The organism is Protofrankia sp. CiP1_Cm_nod3, assembly GCF_982290655.1.
In genome coordinates this window covers 1-4,018 of record NZ_CEVIVD010000010.1, presented here as the reverse complement: position 1 = coordinate 4,018, position 4,018 = coordinate 1, and the positions used below count along the sequence as shown (strand labels likewise).

The window sequence follows — 4,018 nt, the reverse complement described above, 5'->3', positions numbered from 1 at the left end:
CTCAGCGACGCAGCGCGGCGTCCACGACCGCCTGGGCCTCGGCGAGGACCGTCTCAAGATGCTCGGGGCCGCGGAAGCTCTCCGCGTAGATCTTGTAGACGTCCTCGGTGCCGGACGGCCGGGCTGCGAACCAGGCGTTCTCGGTGACGACCTTCACCCCGCCGATCGCAGCCCCGTTGCCCGGGGCGTGCGAGAGCGCGGCGCGCACCGGCTCGCCGGCGAGTGTGCTGGCGTCGAGGTCCGCCGGGGTGAGGGAGGTCAGGATCTTCTTCTGCGCGGGGGACGCCGCCGCGTCGACCCGGCGGTAGGCGGGCGCGCCGAACCGGCCGGTCAGCTCCTCGTACAGGCGTCCCGGGTCCCGCCCGGTGACGGCGGTGATCTCCGCGGCGAGCAGGCAGGGGATCAGGCCGTCCTTGTCGGTGGTCCAGACCCGGCCGTCGCGGCGCAGGAACGACGCCCCGGCGCTCTCCTCCCCGCCGAAGCCGAGCGAGCCGTCGACCAGCCCGTCCACGAACCACTTGAAGCCGACCGGGACCTCGACGAGGCCGCGCCCGAGCCCGGCCGCCACCCGGTCGATCATGCTGGAGCTGACCAGGGTCTTGCCGACCGCCGCCGCGCCCGGCCAGTCGGCGCGGTGCGCGAACAGGTAGGAGATGGCCGCCGACAGGTAGTGGTTGGGGTTGAGCAGGCCGGCCGCCGGGGTCACGATGCCGTGCCGGTCGGCGTCGGCGTCGTTGGCCAGCGCCACGTCGAAGGAGTCCTTCAGCCGCAGCAGGGAGGCCATCGCGTACGGTGACGACGGATCCATCCGGATCTTGCCGTCCCAGTCGACGGTCATGAAGCCGAACCGCGGGTCGATGGTGGCGTTGACCACGTCCAGGTCGAGTTTGTAACGCTCGGCGATGGCCTGCCAGTAGACCAGGCTCGCCCCGCCCAGCGGGTCGACACCGATGCGCACCCCCGCGCCGCGGATGGCGTCGAGGTCGATCACGGACGGCAGGTCGTCGACGTAGGCCGAGACGTAGTCGTGCACGGTGGCCGCGGCCCGGGCCCGCTCGAGGGAGACCTGTTGGACGCCGCGCAGCCCGTCGGCGAGCAGGGCGTTCGCGCGGTCCTGGATCCAGGAGGTGATGGTCGTGTCGGCCGGCCCGCCGTTCGGCGGGTTGTACTTGAACCCGCCGTCCGCCGGGGGATTGTGCGACGGCGTGACGACGATCCCGTCCGCGGTCCCGCCCGGCCGGGTGGCGGCGGCCTGGCCGACGGCCCCGCGGCCGGTGTTGTGCGTGAGGATCGCGTGGGAGATCACCGGGGTGGGGGTGGCCTCGTCGCCGGGGGCGACGCGCACGTCCACCCCGTGCGCGGCCAGCACCGTCAGCGCGCTGTCGCGGGCCGGCGCGGACAGGGCGTGCGTGTCGATGCCGAGGAACAGCGGCCCGGCCACCCCGTGCGCGGCGCGGTGCTCGCAGATCGCCTGCGTGACCGCGACGATGTGGTCGGCGTTGAAGGAGCGTCGCAGTGACGATCCGCGGTGCCCGGACGTCCCGAACGCGACCCGCTGGGAGGCCTCGGCGGGGTCGGGATGCTCGTCGTGGTAGGCGGCCAGCAGCGCGTCCACGTCGATGAGGATGTCGGGTGGCGCGGGCCGGCCCGCGAGCGGACTGGGCGGCATCAGGCGGGCCCCCTCGGGCGGAAGAAGTGGCAGGCACGGGCAACCGGTCACGGCCAGCCCAAAATGGTTGCGACACTTCAAGCCTAGCGGGCCTGCGGCGGGGCACGGTCACGGCCGCTTCCCGGTGGCTGCCGAACTTCCCGCCGCCCCCGGCTTTCCCGCTGACCCCCGGGTTTTCCGCCGGCACCCGGGTTTTCCGCCGGCACCCGTGGTTTTCCCGCCGGCACCCGGTTGTCCCGCACGGTGCCCGCAAGCGTCGTTCCCGTGGTCTGCCGCGGGTCCGGCGCCCGTCCGTCCCGATGCGCTGTCTCCTCGCTTTCTTCGCTCGTCAGGCCCGGTGTGTGACAGCGGTCCTGACGGGCGCCGTCAGATGTGATACATCCGGCGAGATGTCGAAACCACGCCGTGCTCCGGTTACTGTCCGTTCGTGAGGCTCGGTGTGATGGGCGGGACCTTCGACCCGGTGCACAACGGCCACCTGGTGGCCGCCAGCGAGGTCGCCGCCCTGTTCGACCTGGACGAGGTGGTCTTCGTCCCCAGCGGGCAGCCGTGGCAGAAGGCCGACCGGGAGGTGTCGCCGGCCGAGGCCAGATACCTCATGACCTTTCTCGCGACGGCGGGTAACCCTCGTTTCACGGTGAGCCGGATCGACGTCGACCGCAGCGGGCCGACCTACACCATCGACACGCTGCGTGACCTGCGCCGCCAGCGCGGCGACGCCACGCTGTTCTTCATCACCGGCGCGGACGCGCTGGCGCAGATCCTCAGCTGGCGGGACGTCCAGGAGCTGTTCGGGCTGGCCCACTTCGTGGGCGTCACCCGGCCCGGCTACCAGCTCGAGCTCGACGCGAGCCTGCCGGTGGACGCCGTCAGCCTGCTGGAGGTGCCGGCACTGGCGATCTCGTCGTCCGACATCCGGGCCCGGGTCAGCCGTGGGGCACCGATCTGGTACCTCACCCCGGACGGGGTGGTGCGTTTCATCGCCAAGAGCGGCCTGTACCGGCCACACGACCCGGCCGGTCGGACCGATCCCGCCGGCCCGGCCGGCCTGACCGGTCCGGCGGGCCAGCATAGCCGGCGTGGGGCAGATCCAGGCCCGTGAAAGTGTTGTCTGTGTCAGGCTGGACAGGCAGCACGCAGGCTGGTCCGGCGCACGCCCGCGGCCCAGCCGGTCGGTCATCGACGGAAACGGAGGATGAACCGGCCGTACCAGCGCGGGTGACGGTCCCGGCCGACGATCCACCGACGACCGACCGGAGCCCGACAACCATCCAACCCGGAGAGGTGTATTCGTGACCGCATCCCCGCGAGCCGTCGAGCTCGCCCTCGAAGCGGCGCAGGCCGCGGCGGACAAGCTCGCCCGCGACATCGTCATCCTCGATGTCAGCGAGCGTCTTGCCATCACGGACTGCTTCCTCGTCGCGTCCGCGGACAACGAACGGCAGGTCAAGGCCGTCGTCGACGGGATCGAGGAGCGGCTGCGCGGCTTCGGCGCCAAGCCGGTCCGCCGCGAGGGGGAACGCGAGGGACGCTGGGTGCTGCTCGACTTCGCCGACATCGTGGTGCACGTGCAGCACGGCGAGGAGCGGACGTACTACGACCTGGAACGGCTGTGGAAGGACTGCCCACGGATCACCTTCACCGACCGTGACCTCGCCCGCCGGGTGGAAGTGGCGGCCCCCGGCGCTGGCCGCCGGTGAGGGTCCTGCTGTGGCGTCACGGCCGCACCGCCTGGAATGAGCTGGGCAGGTTCCAGGGGCAGGCCGACCCGCCGCTGGACGCCACCGGCCGGGCCCAGGCCCGGCTGGTGGCACCGGCGGTCCGCGCGCTCGCGCCGGACGTCGTGGTCTCCTCGGACCTGCTGCGCTGCCGGTCGACCGCCGCCGAGCTGGGCCTGACCGTCCAGGTGGACGCCCGGCTGCGCGAGATCGCGCTGGGGGAGTGGTCGGGCCTGACCGCGCGACAGGCCGCGGAGCGCTTCCCCGCGGAGGCGGCGGCCTGGCACCGCGGCGAGGACGTCCGCCGCGGCGGCGGCGAAACCTACGAGGAGGTCGGCGCCCGGGCGATCGCCGTCGTGGAGGATCTCCTCGCCGGCGGGCCGCCCGGCGACGACAGGCTGGTCGTGCTGGTGCTCCACGGCGGCACCGCCCGCGCCCTCATCGGCCGGCTGCTCGACGTACCGCCGTCGACGTGGTGGGCCTTCGGCCCGCTGGGGAACTGCCGATGGTCGCTGCTGCGCCGCTCCCACGGGCGGTTCCGCCTGCTCGAGCACAACAGCGGCCCCCTCGCCGCCGCCCCCCGCGAAGATCTTCGGACGCCGTCGGCAAGCCTGCCCACGCAGACCACCTC

Annotated in this window: 4 protein-coding genes; 3 read left to right on the top strand and 1 reads right to left on the bottom strand. The window is 73.0% G+C overall.

What is annotated here, in order from left to right:
* Window position 1: 1 nt before the first annotated feature.
* Complete coding sequence (gene pgm, locus AC5LUJ_RS04025) at window positions 2-1,669, bottom strand: phosphoglucomutase (alpha-D-glucose-1,6-bisphosphate-dependent) (RefSeq protein ID WP_250290577.1); 1,668 nt, start codon at window positions 1,667-1,669, stop codon at window positions 2-4.
* Window positions 1,670-2,096: 427 nt separating this feature from the next.
* On the opposite strand from pgm, the gene nadD reads away from it, so the two are divergent.
* From nadD to AC5LUJ_RS04010, 3 genes are all read left to right on the top strand, one after another.
* On the top strand, window positions 2,097-2,771 hold the full coding sequence (gene nadD, locus AC5LUJ_RS04020; RefSeq protein WP_445548309.1) for a nicotinate-nucleotide adenylyltransferase: 675 nt from the start codon (window positions 2,097-2,099) through the stop codon (window positions 2,769-2,771).
* A gap of 190 nt (window positions 2,772-2,961) precedes the next feature.
* Window positions 2,962-3,369: a ribosome silencing factor gene (gene rsfS, locus AC5LUJ_RS04015; RefSeq protein ID WP_250285489.1), complete on the top strand. Its 408-nt coding sequence runs from the start codon at window positions 2,962-2,964 to the stop codon at window positions 3,367-3,369.
* Window positions 3,366-4,018: histidine phosphatase family protein (locus AC5LUJ_RS04010; RefSeq protein WP_493464476.1), on the top strand; the 653-nt coding region annotated here is incomplete at its 3' end. The genes rsfS and AC5LUJ_RS04010, both read left to right, overlap by 4 nt.

Excerpts from the sequence above, each read along its gene's own strand:
- pgm (WP_250290577.1), bottom strand. The coding sequence starts at position 1,669 with ATGCCGCCCAGTCCGCTCGCGGGCCGGCCCGCGCCACCCGACATCCTC.